14 protein-coding genes are annotated in these 16,996 nt (G+C 56.4%); 5 read left to right on the forward strand and 9 right to left on the reverse strand.

What is annotated here, in order from left to right:
* Position 1 precedes the first annotated feature (1 nt).
* From glpB to JXO48_02695, 3 genes are all read right to left on the reverse strand, one after another.
* Positions 2-1,195 carry an anaerobic glycerol-3-phosphate dehydrogenase subunit B gene (gene glpB, locus JXO48_02685; GenBank protein MBN2282775.1) on the reverse strand — a complete coding sequence of 398 codons (1,194 nt, stop codon included), beginning with the start codon at positions 1,193-1,195 and terminating at the stop codon, positions 2-4.
* A complete protein-coding gene (glpA, locus tag JXO48_02690; GenBank protein MBN2282776.1) occupies positions 1,192-2,694 on the reverse strand; it encodes an anaerobic glycerol-3-phosphate dehydrogenase subunit A in 1,503 nt (500 codons plus the stop codon). The genes glpB and glpA overlap by 4 nt, the downstream gene beginning before the upstream one ends.
* Before the next feature lie 102 nt (positions 2,695-2,796).
* Complete coding sequence (locus tag JXO48_02695) at positions 2,797-4,131, reverse strand: aminotransferase class III-fold pyridoxal phosphate-dependent enzyme (GenBank protein MBN2282777.1); 1,335 nt, start codon at positions 4,129-4,131, stop codon at positions 2,797-2,799.
* Between the two features lie 749 nt (positions 4,132-4,880).
* Between JXO48_02695 and JXO48_02700 the strand changes: the two genes are divergently transcribed.
* Together JXO48_02700 and JXO48_02705 are read left to right on the forward strand one after the other, a co-directional pair.
* Positions 4,881-5,552: a hypothetical protein gene (locus JXO48_02700; protein MBN2282778.1), complete on the forward strand. Its 672-nt coding sequence runs from the start codon at positions 4,881-4,883 to the stop codon at positions 5,550-5,552.
* 44 nt (positions 5,553-5,596) lie between these two features.
* Entirely contained in the window at positions 5,597-6,616 is a 1,020-nt protein-coding gene (locus JXO48_02705; protein MBN2282779.1) for a DUF2804 domain-containing protein, read from the forward strand.
* Between the two features lie 15 nt (positions 6,617-6,631).
* Here JXO48_02705 and JXO48_02710 read toward each other — a convergent pair whose 3' ends face one another.
* The 5 genes from JXO48_02710 to JXO48_02730 form a co-directional block, all read right to left on the reverse strand.
* Entirely contained in the window at positions 6,632-7,177 is a 546-nt protein-coding gene (locus JXO48_02710) for a BON domain-containing protein (GenBank protein ID MBN2282780.1), read from the reverse strand.
* A 401-nt stretch (positions 7,178-7,578) separates the two neighbouring features.
* The gene (locus tag JXO48_02715) at positions 7,579-9,081 is read right to left on the reverse strand and encodes an Rne/Rng family ribonuclease (protein MBN2282781.1); all 1,503 of its coding nucleotides are present in this window, start codon (positions 9,079-9,081) and stop codon (positions 7,579-7,581) included.
* 7 nt (positions 9,082-9,088) lie between these two features.
* Positions 9,089-11,566: a TIGR03960 family B12-binding radical SAM protein gene (locus JXO48_02720; protein MBN2282782.1), complete on the reverse strand. Its 2,478-nt coding sequence runs from the start codon at positions 11,564-11,566 to the stop codon at positions 9,089-9,091.
* Positions 11,563-12,492: a malate dehydrogenase gene (gene mdh / locus JXO48_02725; protein MBN2282783.1), complete on the reverse strand. Its 930-nt coding sequence runs from the start codon at positions 12,490-12,492 to the stop codon at positions 11,563-11,565. The genes JXO48_02720 and mdh overlap by 4 nt, the downstream gene beginning before the upstream one ends.
* A gap of 99 nt (positions 12,493-12,591) precedes the next feature.
* A complete protein-coding gene (locus JXO48_02730) occupies positions 12,592-12,981 on the reverse strand; it encodes a hypothetical protein (protein ID MBN2282784.1) in 390 nt (129 codons plus the stop codon).
* Between the two features lie 115 nt (positions 12,982-13,096).
* On the opposite strand from JXO48_02730, the gene purU reads away from it, so the two are divergent.
* The 3 genes from purU to JXO48_02745 all read left to right on the forward strand — a co-directional run bounded on the left by purU (position 13,097) and on the right by JXO48_02745 (position 16,006).
* Positions 13,097-13,954 (forward strand): formyltetrahydrofolate deformylase, encoded by an 858-nt coding sequence (purU, locus tag JXO48_02735; protein ID MBN2282785.1) that lies wholly within the window; start codon positions 13,097-13,099, stop codon positions 13,952-13,954.
* A gap of 170 nt (positions 13,955-14,124) precedes the next feature.
* The gene (locus JXO48_02740) at positions 14,125-14,979 is read left to right on the forward strand and encodes a class I SAM-dependent methyltransferase (protein MBN2282786.1); all 855 of its coding nucleotides are present in this window, start codon (positions 14,125-14,127) and stop codon (positions 14,977-14,979) included.
* Positions 14,980-14,998: 19 nt separating this feature from the next.
* Positions 14,999-16,006: an NUDIX hydrolase gene (locus JXO48_02745; protein MBN2282787.1), complete on the forward strand. Its 1,008-nt coding sequence runs from the start codon at positions 14,999-15,001 to the stop codon at positions 16,004-16,006.
* Between the two features lie 43 nt (positions 16,007-16,049).
* On the opposite strand, the gene JXO48_02750 is transcribed toward JXO48_02745, so the two are convergent.
* Complete coding sequence (locus JXO48_02750; GenBank protein ID MBN2282788.1) at positions 16,050-16,892, reverse strand: amidohydrolase family protein; 843 nt, start codon at positions 16,890-16,892, stop codon at positions 16,050-16,052.
* Between the last annotated feature and the right edge of the window lie 104 nt (positions 16,893-16,996).

A 16,996-nucleotide genomic window follows, 5' to 3' on the forward strand; every position in this document is an offset into this window, starting at 1 on the left:
GTTACAGTTGCCTCTCGCACATGCGCGCCGCCGCCGCCGCCGTTGCGATCGCCATGCCGTGACCGCACCCGTATTTCATGACCTCGGAGAAGGCCAGAATGCTTCCGCAGACAAAGAGATTCGCAAAACCGGAATGAAGGGGCCTGAAGGTCGAATCGACCCGTATCCCGGCCTTTTCAACGGGATGTCCCGGCGTAAAGAAATTTTCGTTGAACCAGTGTTTTCTCTCACTGGGGAGGTACGTGGAAAGGTTGAACACCGTTTCCCGCACACCCTCCATGGACGCGAACAGACCGCCGCTGATGAAGGAACCCGTAGCGAGGATGAATGCCCGCCCCTCGACCCTGGTCGGCCTGCCCGATGTTTCAAGGGTCACCGCTTCGATCCGGTCGCCGAGCCTTTCAAAACTCGCGATATCCCTTCCCCAGTAAAGATCGCCCCCCTGTTCGAGAAAGACGTTCTTCAACCGGGTGAAGAGACGCTGTCCCGGTATTGACGGGGGGAGCGTCGGTATTTCGAAGATAACCTGTTCCAGCCGTTCGACCAGTTCCCGGAGTATGGCCGGCGCCGTCCGGATGCCGAGAACGGCAGGAACGGCGACGGCTTCATCGGGGTGGGAACGCTCTCTGAGCCAGGTGACGAATTCGTCCCGGAACCGTGCTTCTTCGAAGCGCTCCGCGAGCGCCGCCGTGGTTGAAACACCGGCGTTGAAGACCGAATACCTCGTTGTTTCGGAGCGTGCCGTTATGTAGCTGGGGTAAAAATCCTTGAGTCCCGCGAAAGTAACGATATGCAAAGGACCGTCCGCATGTGGATCGGCCGCTGCCATGGTGACGGGAACCAGGCAGGTGATTTTTTTCGTACCCAGGGGTGTAAGGATCGTTCTGTTTCGGTTAATGTCACCTTCATAGGGAAGCCCGGTCCGCGCCATCACCTCACGGAAAAATTCGAGGGCCTCCATGATGGCCTGCCGTCCGACAATGTGATAGGGATGCTTTCCGGGAAGCCGCTCGATGTCGCGCAGGGGGTCATCAGTATCGGAAAGGACGTCGATACATCCCGTTGAGAGACAGCAGGCGGGATTGCCCCGGGATATCACGGCAACGCTTCTTCCCCGTTTCGCCAGGGCTATCGCCGCCGTCAATCCCGACATTCCACCCCCGATTATGACGGCATCGTAAAGGTTACCGCTCACTCTTCCCGCTCCATAGCCAGAATGCCGAGATAGATGCTTTCCACAAGCTGTTCCTCTCTGAGCTGATCGCCCCAGAGGGCCGGTTTGATCCCCTTGAACCGCCTCTGAAGGAATTCCTTGAGGGTCCGCATGGAGTCATCCGGCGTCATCCGGCCCGCTTCCTGCATGATGCCCAGCGCCCGGTAGGTGCAGAACCCCCCCTGGCACGGTCCCATGCCGAGCCGGGTACGATGCTGGATATCCCCGATGTGCCGGGAGCCGACACTGGACAGGGCCGCTTCAACGTCAGCCCTGGTGACCAGCTCGCACTCGCAGACAATGTCCTTCAATTTTTTCAGGCGCTTCGAGAGGGGATAGCCGCTCAGCCGCTCCTGGCCTTCGAGGGGTGTGTCGGCGGTCTTGCACCGTGTCTTGAGGCCGAACACGCTTATGACGGTATCGCACATTTTTTCCGCCATCAACCGGTAGGTGGTCAATTTACCGCCGATGATGCTGTACAGCCCGTTTTCGTGGTCGATGATGCGGAACCCCCGGGATATCTTCCGGTCATCGTTCGTTTCCGACTTGAGGAGAGGACGGACTCCGGCATAGGTTCGGATCAGTCGTGTCGTCCCGAACCCCGGTATCATCATTTCCGCTTCCGTTGCAACGATATCCACTTCACGGGGATCCACTTCCACCGCGCCGGGATCGAGAACGGGCACCGATGTGGTGCCGGCAAGACAGACTGCCTCGTTGGGGACGATAATGTCTCCGTCGGATGGCGGCCTGAGGCGGTTGATGACCATATTCGTCAGCCGGTGATTTGTTATGATCAGGCTTCCCTTGGAAAGTGTCATGGGCACCGTGCAGTCCGCGAGTATGGCGGTTCTGTCCCCCCAGGCACCCGTGGCATTGATGATCAGCTTGCCTCTGATCTCTTTCATGTCACCCGTATGTTCCTCGCGTGCCTTGACCCCGACGCACCGGCCGTGTTCTTTGATGATTTCCGTTACTTCGTGATGGGTGAAGATGCGGGCGCCCTTTTTCTCTGCCGTAACGATGTTCAACAGGCATAATCTGAAGGGGTCGATGGAGCAGTCGGGTACCCTGATCGCTTCTTCTATGGAGGGATTCAAGGTCGGGACGAGATCAAGGGCCTTGCTGGGGGAAAGGACCTCCGTGTCTATGCCGATGGTTTCACAGCTTTTCAGGAACCGGTCCCTGAAATTTTTCGAATCACCGGGCAATCGGACAAAGAGGCCACCCGTTTCTTCAACGCACTTGCGCCCGATCTTGCGGAGGATCATGTTTTCGGCGATACACTCGGCGGCCGCCTCCGGATCGTTCACCACGTATCTTCCCCCGCTGTGGAGGAGGCCATGGCAGGCGCCGGTTGCTCCCGCTGCGAAATCACCCTTTTCGATGAGGCAGTGGGAAATGCCACGGAGCGCCAGGTCCCGGGCGATACCGCATCCCGTTGAACCGCCGCCGATGATGATGACGTCTGTTTTAAGCATAGCCGGTTGCTTTCCCGTGGGACTGGTCGGTGCCTTTCCCATAAGTGCCGATAACCTACCGTTTTTTTACGTTTCCTGTCAATACCGGATCCTGCGCGGGCGTTATTTCATGTGGGCCATGGTTTTGTCCGCGGCCTCAAGGGTCCGGTCGATATCGGCGTCGGTATGTGCCATGTTCATGTACCATCTGCCGCCGGCCATGACGATGACGCCCTCCTCCTGCATCATGGGCCAGAAGGCGTACAGCAGGTTCAGGTCGAATTCCTCCAGGTCTTCTTCACCATAGACCCCGTCTTTCGTAACACCGAAAAGGAGGTGAAAGGCCCCGGGAATGCCGTGAACAAGGGCGGGTATCCCCCGCCGTTTTGCGATCTCACGCAATCCCTCCATGAGCCGCTGCTGTATTCGCCACATTTCATCGTAACAGGCACCGCCGTCGCGTTCGAGTATCGTCAGGGTCGTCAGTGCCGCCTGAACTCCCAGGGGATGTCCGTTGAAGGTACCCGGACCGAGAGCGGTGCGGTCTTCGAGCTGGTTCATTATGTCCGCCCGGCCCGTGACCGCCGAGAAGGGGATGCCGCTGGCTATCGCTTTGCCGAAGGTAGCGATGTCTGGTGTCACGCCGAGATACCCCTGGGCCCCCGTAAGACCGACCCTGAAACCGGTGATGATCTCGTCCATGCTCATCACGATCCCGTATTTCGTGCAGAGCTCGCGGATCTTTTCAATAAAACCCGGCTTCGGCATCATGCCGAAATGGTTCAGAACGATCCCCTCGAAATGGATGATGGCCACTTCATCGCCGTATCGTTCGAGCACTTCTTCAAGCCGCTCGAAATCGTTCCAGGGAAGTATGAAGGATTCCTCCAGCGCGTGGGGGCTCCGTCCTTTCGTGAAGGTGACCAGGTCAATGTCCGGATTGTCGATGCCATACGGTTTCATGCTCCGGTCCGGATTTGACACGCCACCCAGAATGTTGTCCAGCCACCCGTGATAGTGACCTTCGAAGCGGAGAAAATACGGTCTTCCCGTGTAGACGCGGGCCAGCCGGATCGCAAGCTGGACCGCCTCGGTACCCGAAAGGCACAGTTTGACCTTTTCGGCGCAGGGGATGAGCTGCGTCATCTTTCTGCCGAGCTCGATGTCCGCGGGAGTGTAGAATATCCCCGAACCGATGGAGGTCGACATGACATCAAGGTAGTCCTTGAGGGACTGCACGTATTCGGGATGCCGGTGACCCAGGATCATGGGCCCCATGGCGTTCATGAAGTCGATATATTTGTTTCCGTCTATGTCCCACAGGCGGCATCCCTCGGCCCGGGCGATAAAGACCCTGTTCTGCGTTGCTTCAAAGGGGACCCTGAAGTTACTGTGCCCCCCGGGAAAAATGTCATTGAATATTGGTGTCAATTCCCGGCACTTGGTATGGATCATCATGATATCCTCCTTTTCGACATGGTTGCCCCCCGATGGTTATTCCCCCCAAACCTTCAAAATCGCAGTTACGAAATGGCGCTCATCGCCGCTTCAGGTCGATCGTGACGCAACGGTCAGTATCAGAGGGCAGAAGTTTTTCACTTTGTCTCTCTGTTCCTTTGTCACTTTGTTACTATTAGTATCGCAGTTTTGCGACTTTTTCCGGGGCTGTCAAGAGTGATCTGTGTATCTCGCATCGGTGAATGATCGCCGATTCCCTGGTGAGAAAAATGGCAGGAAATCGCCGGAAACAGAATGAAGAATGAAAAACGGATTTCCGGGACTCCATATTAAAATGGCTTGCCTTAGGTGCCGTCGATCGCGAACACCCAAGCAAGCCGGCAAACCCTCGAACTAAACTTCCTTGTTCCAATGTGTAGCTCCTGCCGCTGCAGCTGCAAGCGGACTGGCTGAGAAATTCTTACTTGACGAAGTTAGTTTCGAGTTTGATATAAGTCTAATATGGAGAGCTGAAAAAGTCAAGGGTGCATTTGGAAACGGGTAGCATCAGAGCAGGGGTGCCGGATGAAATTCTGCCGGTAACGCTTATGTGAGGCTTGCTTTTACTGCATTTTTTACATACATTTCATCATGATGAAAGGCGGCGGCATCAACCGGCTCATTGGCGATACGGTGACCGATATGGTGGGTGGAGCGCCTTTTTACGACCAGCATGTCCGGCTTAGGAACGACTGAAAGAGGGTGGTGTCATGGACAAGAGCTCTCGAATTCCAGCCGATCTTCTTTCCTATTGTACCGGGTGGGCAGAGAGACTGAGGATGATGCCCGGCAACGAGCTTCGCATCCGGTACATGGTCAGCGAACTCCCACGGCTTCTCCGTGACCGGGTCCTCATGAAAAATATACTTTCCGCCATCGCTGCCGGTGCTCTTTATCCCGATCCGCGATCGGCGACGATGTTTCCCGGCGAGGTGGTCCTCTACCGTGATCCGGAGCGCCTTTTTTCTCTTCGACTGTACCTGTGGGGCCCCGGTGAATATAATCCCGTGCATGATCATAATTCCTGGGGTGTCATCGGGGCGGCCGCGGGAAAACTGGAGGTTGTGGAATACCGCCTCGAGGACAGCGCTTCAACGGCCGAAGCGAAAGGCCCCACGGAGAAGGCCAGAAGAGTCCTTCTGCCGGGACAGGTCTGCACCATCCTTCCGCTGAACGAGGGAATTCATCGAACGGGGAATTCCACGGAAGAAACGATCGCACAGGTCGGTATATACGGGGGATCGCAGACCGGCCGCCGCCATATAACGGTCTATGACCTCGAGTCGGGAACCGTGGGTGCACTGTACGCCCCATCGGAAAGAAAGAAAAACCTGGCCGGTGAGGCCCTTCAGTGGGACGAAAAAAGCGGTGATGAACACTGATATCCATCTGGAGTCGGTGTTTCCCGTTAAAAGGGGAGGAAACGATGGAACTGAGGGAAGGGACGAGGCTGATAGAAGCGACGGGGCGACCCGGGTTCGGTCTGTACCGGGATCCGCTCACCGACCTCGACGTGAGAGAACTGCGGGTTTACGGGAAGGACAAGCGCGGCCCCGGCAGGGGGTTCTGCTCGTTGTTCCGGTTCAAGAGATGGCAGTATCTCGGGGTGTGCAACGAGCGGCTCATTTGCGGCATTGCCGTCGTCAGCCTGGGATATCTCGGACAGATGTTCGCCTATGTCTATGAACGGGCGAAGGGTGAACTGCGTGAACATGAGAGTATCCGGCCGCTGGGGATCGGCATTCGCATCGACGGCAGTTCCGCCTCGGGCCGGGCCCGTTTCAGGGGAGGCCGGACACAAGTGGACATGACCGATGCGAAGGAATTCATCCTTCTCAAGGCGGACATTGAGGGCAGGTTCAAGGCCGACTTGAAGTTCGAACGCTATCGGGAATCACTGAACCTTGTCAGTCGCGTGGGACTGGCGGGATTTAATTACACCACCAAGGAATCGGGAATGCCCGTGGAGGGGACCGTCGTCCTGGACGGGAGAAGTTACGGGATAGAGCGCGCCGATTCATCTGGGGTGCTCGACTATACCCTGGGGCTTCTGTCGCGGCGGACCTTCTGGAACTGGGCGTCGGGCGGCGGTTTTGACGCCGGGGGAAAGCGAGTCGGTTTCAACCTGGTTCAGGGAGTGAATGAAACAGGCTATACGGAAAACGTGTTCTGGGTTGACGGGCGCATGGTCAAGACCGACACCGTCGATTTCCGTTACGACGACCTCGATCTCATGAAACCCTGGACCCTGCTGTCCCGCGACGGTAAAATAAACCTTGTCTTTTATCCCGAGGGGGAAAGAAAAAAGAACGTCAACCTGGGATTTCTGATGAGCCGGTTCCGCCAGCCTTTCGGCCGTTTTGAAGGAACTCTCGGTGACGGCGGTCAGGTATACCGCGTTCGCTCCGCCTGGGGTTTTACGGAAGAACACGAGGCGAAGTGGTAGACGGGAGCGACCGTCCTATTGAATGGTCTGAAGAAAGGATATCACCTGCTGTACGCCCGTGATATCCCGGGCCAGGCCGGTGGCATGTTCCGCCGCTTCTTCCGATCGCACGATACCGACGAGCACGACGGTTCCCTGCACCGAGATGACATCGAAGAAGGGCCAGGCGATGTTCTCTTCCTTCTTCAGGAGTTCCTTCACTTCGGAGGAGATCCTCATGTCCTCGGCGGCTCCATCGGGACCGTTCTCCCGGGCGGGCAGGAGAAAGGTGTCGAGCGAGCGAACCCCTTCCACGTTCCGGGCGATCTCAATGGCCCGTGTTTTTTGAGCTTCCTCCTCGTATTCCCCGACAAGACAGGCATGGCCGTTGTAGCACCGGGGATTAAGGCAGAGATCCCTCGTCAGTTCGTCATCGAGGAGCAGTTTGAAGATGGTGGTTACGATCCGCCGGTCCTGTGCCGGGTCGGCGATCGGTCTCTGCGCGGCGGGTGGGACCGTGGAACAGGCGATAAGACCTGCCAGGAGGAGAAACAGGACCGGGACGATGTGTCGTTTTTTCATGATCTCTCCGCGTACTTTCCGCAAACAATCTCTTACGTCACGCACCCGTTGGATGAATCCCTTGTGACGCGGCAATGAAACGGTTTTATGAGGTTCAAAAGTTTTTCTCCTCCCTTTGTAAAGGGAGGCCGGGAGGGATTTTCGTATGTAAAATCCCCCCACCCCCCCCTTTATCAAAGGGGGGCTTTCAGCATGGCACTTTATCAAAGGGGGCTTTCGGTTTGGCACTTTATCAAAGGGGGCTTTCGGTTTGGCACTTAGTCAAAAGGGGGCTTTTCACTTTGTCACTTTGTTGCTTCGCCCCTTTGTCGCTTTGCCCTTTTGTCACTCTATCTCTTTGCCGCCCTGCCACTGACTGTAACCGATTCGGGCCGGTATAAAGGAATTCATCCGATGGCCCGTCAGTGCATGGGAATGATCTCGAAATATTCCAGATGGCAATCCTTCTCGGCCTGGATCAGGATTTTTGCGTTCAGTTTCTTTTCAAGTTTTTCCGTCACGCCCCGCTCATGTTCCAGCAGCATCGACGTGATGTCGGGATGGGCCAGGACCGAGATGGTCTTGGGCGAACCGGTCCGTGATTCCCGTTCCAGGGCCCTGAATATTTCGAAACATATCGTTGTTTTCGATTTGATGCTCCCCCTTCCGGAGCAATAAGGACAGGTCTCACACATGGTTTCTTGAAGGCTTTTCCCCCGCCGCTGCCGGGTCATCTCGACGAGCCCCAGTTCCGATATCTTCTGGATGCTCGTCTTGCTGCGGTCTTTTTCAAGCTCCGCTACCAGAGCATTGTAAACGGTTTCACGATTTTCCTCGATCTCCATGTCTATCAGGTCGATGATGATGAGGCCGCCGATGTTCCGCACCCGGAGCTGATAGGCGATCTCCTTCACCGCCTCCAGGTTTATCTTCAGAATGGTGTCTTCCAGGTCCCGTTTTCCTACGTACTTTCCCGTGTTGACGTCTATGGAACAGAGGGCCTCCGTCTGCTCGATGACGATATATCCTCCCGACTTCAGCCAGACCTTCTTCCTGAGGATCTTTTCGATATCGGGCTCGATCCCGAAATGATCGAATATCGGTTCCGGTCTTTCGTACAGGTCGAGCCGGTACCGTACGTCAGGCATGAATGCGGCCATGAACTCCTTGATTTTCCTGTATTCCTGCGGCGAGTCGATGACCATCCGTTCCATGTCCTCGGTGTAGAGGAAGCGTATGGTGCGGAGCGAGACGCCCAGGTCCTTGTGAACCAGTTCAGGTACTCCCGCCGTTTCCCGCTTGTGCTGGATCGAGTTCCAGAGCCTTACCAGGTATTCGTAGTCGGTCCCAAGTTCCTTTTCTCCCTTGCTCTCGCTTGCCGTCCGCGCAATGATGCCGTGATCATCGACGCGGAGCGCGTCGATGATCTCCCGGAGCCGTTTCCGCTCTTCTTCGTCCTTTATTTTCCGGGAAATACCGACATGAGACAGGGTCGGCATGAGAACGAGATTTCTGCCCGGCAGCGATATGTGAGTGGTAATGCGCGCCCCCTTGGTTGCGAGCGGTTCCTTCGAGACCTGTGCCAGGACCACCTGTCCTTCCGTCAATATTTCTTCGATGGGGAGCGCCTCCTCCACGTAATCGGCGTATTCTTCCTCTTCCGTGTCCTCGGCGGCCAGGAACGCCCGGGGAGAAAGCTCGTTATGTGTGTCGGCCGCGTGAAGGAAAGCCGTTCGTTCCAGGCCGATGTCCACGAACGCGGCCTGCATGCCGGGAAGCACGCGAACAACACGTCCCGTGTAAATGTTCCCGGCAATGGAACGTTCGTCGATGCGCTCGATATGAAGGTCCGAGACGGTGCCGTTTTCCAGAACGGCGATCCTCGTCTCATAATCGGTGCAGTTAAAGATCATTTCTCTGGCCATGATTGTTTCATCCTGTGTGAAAAAGTGTTCTTGTCCGCACCGTGCGGGCCCGCAGCACCGTTTCGTCGTCGATCTTCAGTACATGGCTGAGCACGTCCGCCGGTCTGACCCCCCCCCCGCTGTCAATATGCAGCACCATGGTGAGCGTGCCCGTTACCCCGTCAAAGGTGATATCACCGACGAGGGGACGGATATTTTTCCACTTCTGCCTGCCCTTCCTGGTCCTGGCAAGCACGAAGGTCTCCTCCCGCAGAAAGGAGTCGATCTTTTCCCCGAAGTCATGGCCCCCGTATTCTCCGGGCAGGGTGATCTTATAGATGAACCCCGTAATGTGCCCGGCCGGTGCATCACTATTTATCGGAATTTCTTTTATGTCAAGGATTTCGAGCCCCCGGGGGAGGAAGGAATTCAGAAAATCCACCAGGCCGAACGGTTCCGGTGCCCCCTTTTGTATCTCCACATCCATGTATTCGTCGATACTTTCGATCCCGACCGGCAGGGCCGGGGACATCGATATCCGGGGATGCGGATGAAATCCCTTTGAGAATGAAAAGGCGATCCCGCACCGCGACATGCCCCGGACAAGGGCAGACGACATCTCAAGATGCGAAAGATAGCGGGCCGGTCCTGTCTTGGCGAAATGAAAGCGGAGTTTCCTGACCGGGCCCTCCGGCGCCTCCTGTCCCGCCCCCGCCGGCGCGAAGACGGGTTTTTCCTCCGGCGGTGCAAGACGGACCTGCAAGGCGCCGTCGCAGACGCCGCACCGGGTGCAGGCACCGAAACGGCAGTCCTCCGTTGTTTCCCCTGCCAGCGATTTCCGATATTCCTCGATCAGGAAAGTTTTTTCCACGCCGGCATGAATGTGGTCCCAGGGCAGTGCTTCATCGGTCGACCGTTGCGCGAGATACCGGGCCGTATCGATGTTACTGTGAAACAGGGCCTCTTCCCACCGTTCGAAGTCAAGCCGGTCGCCCCAGCCGTCGAAACGACAGCCCAGTGCCCGGGCGGCGGTGATAAGCTCCCCTGTTTCTGCTCCGCCGCGGGAAAGGATTCCCTCGAGAAGACTCATCCGCCGGTCATGCCACTTAAGGGTCAGGTTCCGGTGGCGGAGATGTTTTTTGAGAAACTCCTGACGTTCTTTGATCTCTTCCTGTTCTATCTGCCGGCACCACTGAAAGGGCGTGTGCGGTTTCGGGATAAAAGTGGATATGCTCACCGTGACGTTCCGCCGGTTATCACCTTCCCGAAGCACCTTGTAGGCAAGGTCGACGATCCCGTCCAGGTCCGCCGCGGTTTCGCCGGGAAGCCCGATCATGAAATAGAGCTTGATCGATCTCCATCCGGCGGAGAAGACCCGTCGTGCCGTCGTAAGGAGGTCCGCTTCCGAATTTCCCTTATTGATGACGTTGCGCAATCTCTGGGTGCCCGCTTCGGGGGCCAGGGTGAAACTGGTCTTCCGCACGCGCTTTATCTGATCGATCAGCCGTTCCGTCAGTGTTTCAGTGCGAAGCGAGGGAAGCGCCAGGGCGATCCGCCTGTCATAATACCGGTCCATGAGAGATTCCAGCAGTTGTTCGATGCGGGAGTAGTCGCCCGAACTGAGTGACAGCAGGGATATCTCGTCGCAACCCGTCGCCGACAGCATGGTGTCGGCCATGTCCATGAGAAGTTCGGGTGAACGCTCCCTGACGGGGCGCCAGACCATCCCGGCCTGGCAGAACCGGCATCCCCTGGTGCATCCCCTGGCTATTTCAACCGTCGCCCTGTCGTGGACAGTCCTGATCAGGGGGATCAACGGTCTCAGCGGGTACCGCCATCGGTCGAGATCGGTCACGGTTCGCTTTCTGATGATATCGCCCGGCCGGTGGAGCGAAGGAACGTAGACCCCCTGAAGTCCGGCGAGAAGTTCAAGGACATGCCGCCTGCCGGACCCGAGTTTCCCGGCCCGGGCAACGGCGCGGGATATTTCGATGACCACTTCTTCGCCTTCACCGATGACCAGCGCGTCGAAGAAGGGGGACATGGGTTCCGGATTGAACGTGCAGGGGCCTCCGGCGATGACGATGGGGTCCCCCTCGCGACGCTCCTCCGCCCGAAGGGGAACGCGACCGAGTTCCAGCATGTTCAGCACGTTGGTGTATGAAAGTTCATACTGCAGGGAGAAACCCACGATGTCGAAGCGGTTGAGCGCCGTGCCCGATTCCAGCGAGGACAGGGGGTACCCGCTTTCTCTCATGCGGGATTCCATGTCCTCCCAGGGAGCGAAGACCCGTTCGGCGCAGATATCAGGTTCGTCGTTGAGGAGGCCGTACAGTATCTGGAGACCCGTGTGGGACATTCCGATTTCGTACGTATCGGGGAAGGCGAGAGCAAAGCTCACGGCACAGCGGGAACGATCCTTTACGACCGAATTGACCTCACCGCCGATATACCGGCCCGGCTTCTGTACGAAGGGGAGAAGTTCTTCAAGTTCTTTCTGCGTCATGAACGATTCAGGGTGTTAAAAGCGGCCCTGGAGACCGCGGCGGACCGCCGCAGGGCGGTCAGTTCCTCTTCGGCAAGGGGTATTTCGCAGATCTTTTCCACGCCCGATGCTCCCAGAATAACGGGCACGCCAATATAAGTCTGGTCGATGCCGTATTCACCCTGGACAAATGCCGAAACAGGGACCAGCCTCTTGCTGTCCGCGAGGATCGCTTCGACCATGACGGTCGTCGATGCCGACGGTGCGTGCCAGGCGCTTCCCGTTTTAAGAAGATTGACGATCTCGGCGCCGCCCTGACGGGTCCGCTCGATTATTTCTTCACGGCGTTCTTTTTTGATAAAGTGATCGATCGGTATTCCCTTGACGGTGGTGCAGCTTTCAACAGGAACCATCGAGTCACCGTGACTGCCGAGCACCAGTGCGTTCACATCCTTTATCGACACGCCCAGTTCGCGGGCGAGAAAGGCCGTGTACCGCGCCGTATCAAGGACCCCGCCCATACCCATGACCCGGGCCGCCGGAAACCCGGATCTGACCAGCGCGAGGTGGGTCATGACATCGAGAGGGTTCGTGACCATGATGATGATACTCTGCGGTGCATATGTCCTGATGTTGTCCACGACGGACGTTACGACGGCGCCGTTTTTCGCGGCCAGGTCATCCCGGGACATTCCGGGCGTTCTCGGAAACCCCGCGGTAACAACGACGATCCGTGAACCTGCCATCAGGGCGGGATCATTCGTTCCCGTCACGACACAGTCGAATCCTTCAAGCGACGCCGATTGGATAATATCCAGAGCCTTGCCCTGGGGGATTCCCTCGACAATATCCAGCAGGACGCAGTCGGCGAGCCTCTTTTCCGCAATTCGCTGTGCGACCATTGTTCCCACGAACCCTGATCCGACGACGGTGACCTTTTCTCTCATGAACCCTCCGCTCTCAGAGACGCATCATTTTTTTAATAATGTTAAACCATAGCATAAATGGCATTGTGTGAAAAGCGCCGTCCGGCTCGGGGCGGTTTCTCATCGTCGGGACAGGATGTGCCGGTATTTATAGAAGTGCTGCTCGATGTCGCGCAGCTTGGAAAGCACGAAACGGGACGGAAAGGAAGGCTTCGCGATATAGGGGAGAGAGTCTCTTTTGAAATCGGCCAGGAGCTGTGTGAAAACGGCGTCTTTTTCATCCCTGTCGACAAAGGTTCGTTCCTTTCCATATTCGTAGGTGATCTCCTGTCCAAACACCCGCCGCACCTTGTCGTACTGCGCGGGGTCACTGAAATATTCAGGCCTGACGGGTACGGTAACGGAGACCCGCAGTTCGACCTTGGTCGTATCGACGGCGATCCGCCGGGAACGGTCCCAGACCTGCAGGGTCAATGAGTTCGGCAGGGATATTTCCTCGATGAGATTCATGGCGTCATTCAGCGGTTTTCACAACGTTATCTTTTCTGTCTCAGCTTATTGCTTGACTTTCGATGCTCGTGATATATAACCCTCCGGTAATAACGCGGTGCGAGGACCGACAGGCATGGAAAAAGAAAATGCGATTCTCCTGCTCTCATGCCCCGATCGAAAGGGTATCGTGGCATCCATATCCAATTTTATTTTTAAAAACAACGGAAATATTATACGCGCCCAACAGCACTCACCGCAGGGGGAGAACATGCTCTTCATGCGGATCGAATGGGACCTCGACGGGTTTCACATTCCCCGTGAAGAGATAAACAGCGCCTTCAAGCCCCTGGCGGACGAATTCCAGATGGACTGGGAGGTCCGCTTCTCCGATTATATTCCCCGGATCGCCATCTTCGTGTCGAAGCACGTTCACTGTTTTCACGACATCATTCTGCGGCATCGCATGGGGGAATTCACGGCGGAGATTCCCCTGGTCATCAGCAATCATCTCGAGCTGAAGGCACTGGCGGAGCAACTGGGGCTGACGTTCCGCCACTGCCCGATAACACAGGACAACAAGGCCGAACAGGAAAAGAAAGAGATCCGGGAACTGGAACGTCACCGGATCGACTTGGTCGTCCTTGCCCGTTATATGCAGGTCCTGACGGCCGACTTTGTGAACCGGTATCAGAACCGGATCATCAACATTCACCATTCCTTCCTGCCGGCCTTCGCCGGGCGCGAACCGTACCGGCAGGCCTATGAACGAGGCGTCAAGATCATCGGCGCCACAAGTCATTATGTGACGGAAAAACTCGATGAGGGACCGATCATCGCACAGGACGTGATAAAGATCACCCACAAGGATACCCCGGACGACATGATGCTGAAAGGTAAAGACCTGGAACGCATCGTGCTGGCCAGAGCGCTGAGGCTCCATCTGGATAACCGGATCCTTGTGTACGGAAAGAAAACGATCATTTTCGAATAACCTCTGCGTCGTCGGGCCGAGTGGCTCGCAGGCCCGTTTCCCCGTTCTTTCAAGCCGGCAGCCGGTAGTGCTCCGTCCGGGGGCATCCGCCCGGACCATTCACTCCGCTCTGGTTTTCTCCGGTGGGAGGAGGTACAATAGCGCATCTGCCGGGGGGATCGAGGGGGGTAATGAAAAAGAGAAATCTTTATACTTCCACCGATATTGAACATTCCTACCGCAGGATCGGGGAGCACAAGCGTTCACGGCATATCATCCTGAGGCATTCATACAACCCCGCCGATGTGAGGAGCGTCGCCCTTGAGGGACTTCCTCTGAAAAGAATGCGAACGGTCCTCGATCTGGGGTGCGGGTATGGGTACTTTACGGAACATCTCGGCGGGCTGCTTGCCGGTGATCCCCATATCGTCGGCATCGACCTGGTCGAGAGCAACCGGGAAGCATTTCTCGAAACCCTTGATTCCATCGGCTGCCGGGGTGAATTCCATGCGGGAAATTCTGAGAGTATCAGAAACATGGAAAGCGCCCGGTTCGATCTCGTCATAGCCAGTTACTCACTGTACTTCTTTCCCCACCTGATCGGGGAAATAGCCAGGATCACGAAGCCGGGAGGGATCTTCGTGGCCATCACCCACAGCCGTCATTCCCTGAAGGAAATAATGAAGTTCATCCCGGACTGCATGGAGCGGGCCGGTATCGAGCGGCCGGATGAGATGGCGATCAACCGTCTTTTTGACGCTTTTTCTCTTGAAAACGGTGAATCGTTGCTCAGACCCCACTTCAAGCAGGTGGAGATGCTTCCCTTTCCCAACTATCTGACCTTTTCCCCCTCGGAGATCGATTCCTTCATCGAATATCTCCGGGGGAAGGAATTTCTCATTATGAAAGATGTTCTTGACAGGTTTCCGGGGAAGATCGACGAGGTGAGAAACTGTTTTTATAAAAAGATCCTTGAAAAGTCTCTTCAGGACAGCGGGATCAGGGTAACGAAGGACGACGGGATATTTCGATGTTACCGGCATTGACCGTTGCAGAGGGTGGCGCATGAAACAGCTGAAGAAGTACTGTTCCTATTGCGGGAAAAAACTTGTCAGGCTTCCCGTTGAAGGGAAGCATCGCGATTACTGCATCGATTGCGACAGTGTGTTCTACGAGAATCCCCTGCCGGTGGCGTGCAGCCTGGTGGTCAATGATGACCGTGAAGTGCTGCTGGTGAAGCGCAAAAAAGAGCCTTACCGCGGCATGTGGTGTCTTCCCATGGGATTTGCCGAGACGGGGGAGGGGATCCGGGATGCCGCTCTCAGGGAACTGAAGGAAGAGGCGGGCCTGAAGGGGGATGTCATCCGTCTCATCGATGTAGATACCGTGGATAACTATTTCTATGGTCCCCTGGCCATTGTCACCTATGAGGTGCGGAAGACGGGCGGGAAGCTCCGCCCCGGCGACGATGCCGAGGAAGCATCCTACTTTCCCGTGACGGACCTTCCGAAACTGGCCTGGACGTCCAATGAAAAGGCCGTGGACATCTATGTCGGATTGTACCGGGACACCTGGGCAATGATAGATTCGTTCCGTCGCCTCTTTCCCGAAATGAGCATTCTTGAAGACCTCAACTCACAGGATGCGAAGCAGGCCGTTCTTCTTTCCAATGTCCTCGTCCAGGTACTGCACCGCGACCGTGAGGAGATATCCCGCCGATGGCTGGAGGACATGCAAAGCATCCGGCCGAATCTCGGCCCGCGCCTGAAACCCCTGAAGGAGTTGAACCGTCGGATACTTTCATCGGCGAGGCTGTGGCTCAAGGGCGGTGACGACGCCGTTGACTTCATGGAATATGCCGACAGGGGGCCCATCCTGAGGGGAAAGCACGTCGCTCTGTCCGACATTCTCACAGCGACCGCCCTGAGCAGAAAGGCGATCTGGACGCACGTGGTCGGGAAAAAGATACTCAACACGCCGCTGGAAATTTATGCGGCCCTGGAATTGAACAACCGGATCATATTTTTCTATGACAAGATAAACTACTACCTGACCCTTCATTACAGTGAATGACCGTGCCGGGAGCGCATCCGCGCGTCGCCGGCGAAAGCGCCGGTCATGCCGGCGAAACGGTCCCGTGGCGTCTCAGGAGGGCCATGCCGTTTTCCCTGAATATCCGTTCATAACACTCCCCGGACAGGTTGAAGCTCAGTAGGCAGTCGATCTCGTCTTCCCGGGGATAGATGAGGTTCGGGAAGTCGGAACCGTAGACGATCCGGTCCTTGTAGCGCTCGATGAGTTCCGGCGGCTGATCGAACATGAAGGGAGATTCAGGCAGAAAGGCCCAGGCGGTGTCGAGGATGATGTCGGGATACTCATCGAGCAGGTCGATGAATTCCCGGTATTCCAGACTTCCCATATGGGCGATCGTAGCCGGCAGCCGCGGGAAGCGGAGCAGAAGCTTTCTGAAATTATCGATACCCACGTAGGGATTTCCCACCGGACCCGTTCCCGCGTGAAAGAGGATCCGCTTGTCGGCGTCAATGACCTGCTCGTAGAGGGGAAACAGCCGCTCATCGAGAGGATGGAATTCCTGTACCAGGAGCTGGAGCTTGAAACCGAGCACCCGCGGATGTTCCAGGAGAGATGCGACCATTGACCGATTATCCCGGTCGTCGGGATGATAGGCCGCAAAGCAGAAGAGCCGGGGGAATTCTTCCAGCACGCTCAGGTTCCATTCATTGAGGCCGCGGGCGACACCGGGACGGTGGGCGTAATTCGAATAGGCGATATACTCGACATTGCGTTCGTGCAGGTATTCTATGCATTCCCGGTAATAAAGCCGGTGGATGATAGGTATTCCATAGTCCGATTCGAAGAAGTGCCATATGGCGTCAAAAAGCCTGTCGGGAAAGAGATGAACGTGAAAATCAACAATACCGGCGGGAATACCCTCCATGATCACCCCTGAAATGCTGGTCTGTGAAGCGAGGGAACCATAGCAGGTTCGCTGGGGTTTCGCAATTCGTTATTCGTACAAAAAAAAAGGCCCGAACAGGAACG

The sequence above is a fragment of the Deltaproteobacteria bacterium genome (assembly GCA_016933965.1).
Lineage (GTDB): Bacteria > Desulfobacterota > Syntrophia > Syntrophales > UBA2210 > JAFGTS01.

Excerpts from the sequence above, each read along its gene's own strand:
- JXO48_02695 (MBN2282777.1), bottom strand. The coding sequence starts at position 4,131 with ATGATGATCCATACCAAGTGCCGGGAATTGACACCAATATTCAATGAC.
- JXO48_02740 (MBN2282786.1), top strand. The coding sequence starts at position 14,125 with ATGAAAAAGAGAAATCTTTATACTTCCACCGATATTGAACATTCCTAC.
- JXO48_02745 (MBN2282787.1), top strand. The coding sequence starts at position 14,999 with ATGAAACAGCTGAAGAAGTACTGTTCCTATTGCGGGAAAAAACTTGTC.
- JXO48_02710 (MBN2282780.1), bottom strand. The coding sequence starts at position 7,177 with ATGAAAAAACGACACATCGTCCCGGTCCTGTTTCTCCTCCTGGCAGGT.
- purU (MBN2282785.1), top strand. The coding sequence starts at position 13,097 with ATGGAAAAAGAAAATGCGATTCTCCTGCTCTCATGCCCCGATCGAAAG.
- JXO48_02700 (MBN2282778.1), top strand. The coding sequence starts at position 4,881 with ATGGACAAGAGCTCTCGAATTCCAGCCGATCTTCTTTCCTATTGTACC.
- mdh (MBN2282783.1), bottom strand. The coding sequence starts at position 12,492 with ATGAGAGAAAAGGTCACCGTCGTCGGATCAGGGTTCGTGGGAACAATG.
- JXO48_02720 (MBN2282782.1), bottom strand. The coding sequence starts at position 11,566 with ATGACGCAGAAAGAACTTGAAGAACTTCTCCCCTTCGTACAGAAGCCG.
- JXO48_02715 (MBN2282781.1), bottom strand. The coding sequence starts at position 9,081 with ATGGCCAGAGAAATGATCTTTAACTGCACCGATTATGAGACGAGGATC.
- JXO48_02705 (MBN2282779.1), top strand. The coding sequence starts at position 5,597 with ATGGAACTGAGGGAAGGGACGAGGCTGATAGAAGCGACGGGGCGACCC.
- JXO48_02750 (MBN2282788.1), bottom strand. The coding sequence starts at position 16,892 with ATGGAGGGTATTCCCGCCGGTATTGTTGATTTTCACGTTCATCTCTTT.
- glpA (MBN2282776.1), bottom strand. The coding sequence starts at position 2,694 with ATGCTTAAAACAGACGTCATCATCATCGGCGGCGGTTCAACGGGATGC.
- JXO48_02730 (MBN2282784.1), bottom strand. The coding sequence starts at position 12,981 with ATGAATCTCATCGAGGAAATATCCCTGCCGAACTCATTGACCCTGCAG.